The sequence below is a fragment of the Curtobacterium sp. B8 genome (assembly GCF_000333315.1).
Classification (GTDB): Bacteria; Actinomycetota; Actinomycetes; order Actinomycetales; family Microbacteriaceae; genus Curtobacterium; species Curtobacterium luteum.
Genome location: NZ_BACW01000432.1, coordinates 1 through 983 on the forward strand (window position 1 = coordinate 1; position 983 = coordinate 983).

Below are 983 nucleotides of genomic sequence, written 5' to 3' on the forward strand. Positions count from 1 at the left end.
TGTAGCGGTTCGGCGCCATCTCGATGAGCCCGGCGCGGGCGAGCTGGCTCAGGGCCTCGCGGATCGGGGTCCGGGAGACGCCGAGCCAGGCGATCAGCTCGTCGTCGTTCAGCCGCTCCCCGGGCTCCAGGGTGCCGTCCATGATCGCGTCGTGGATCTTCGTCCGGACGGTGTCGCGGAGCAGCTGGTGCTCCGTCGGTGCGCTGGTGGGGACCGGCATGGGTGCCTCCTGGAGGTCGTGCTGACCGACCGGCACTCCGGGTGCGGCCGTACGGATCACCGTACCTGATATACGGTGCGCGAGTGCCCGCGGAGCGGGTCAGCCGTCGACGCCGAGCAGCCGCAGCGTCGCCGGGTCCTCGTGCCCGTCGTACCAGCGGTCCAGCGCACGGCGGAACGGTGCCGGGTCGTCGGCGGCGTGCGCGAACAGGGTCAGCGAGGACCGCAGCTTCAGCGCGTCCGTGGCACCGAGCAGGACCTCGGCAGAGCGCGCCGGGGCCTCGGTCACGACGGCGACCGCGTCGAGCAGGCGGGGTCCGAGCACCGGGTCGGCGAGGTAGCGCCGGGCGTGCTCCAGCCCCGAGAGCGCGTAGTGCTGCGCCGTCGGACTGCGCCCGAGCCCGGCGACCTGCGGGAACACGAACCACATCCAGTGGGTGTCCTTCCGGCCGGCCCGCAGCTCGCCCAGCGCCCGCTCGTGCACGCCCTCCTGGGCGCTGACGGAGCGTTCGAGGTCCTGGTCGGTCACCGGAGGACGTCCCCCCAGGCGTAGCGGACGGTCGTCGCGTCCACGGCGAGCACCGAGTCGGGCTCGCGGTCGAACAGTCCGGGCAGCCCGACGGCCGAGGGCAGGTCACCCCGCAGCTGCTCGATGCGGGCGGTGCGGACCTCGAGCGGCGGGTGCTGCCGCTGCCAGAACACCGTCTGCGCCAGGTGCCGGGCGTGGATCCCCGCACGGGTGGTGAGCTCGGCCGCGAGCGGTG

General features: G+C 74.0%; 2 protein-coding genes and 1 pseudogene. All 3 read right to left on the reverse strand.

The annotated features are described in order from the left end of the window. Positions 1 to 220 (reverse strand): GntR family transcriptional regulator (locus I59_RS11105; RefSeq protein WP_042726665.1); only part of this gene is annotated, 220 nt, incomplete at its 3' end. Positions 221 to 319: 99 nt separating this feature from the next. Continuing rightward, positions 320 to 748, reverse strand: coding sequence for a DUF1810 domain-containing protein (locus tag I59_RS11110; protein WP_022903923.1), 429 nt, complete (start codon positions 746 to 748; stop codon positions 320 to 322). Then, a pseudogene (locus I59_RS22860) lies at positions 745 to 983 on the reverse strand (hypothetical protein); the annotation flags it as partial. The gene I59_RS11110 and the pseudogene I59_RS22860, both read right to left, overlap by 4 nt.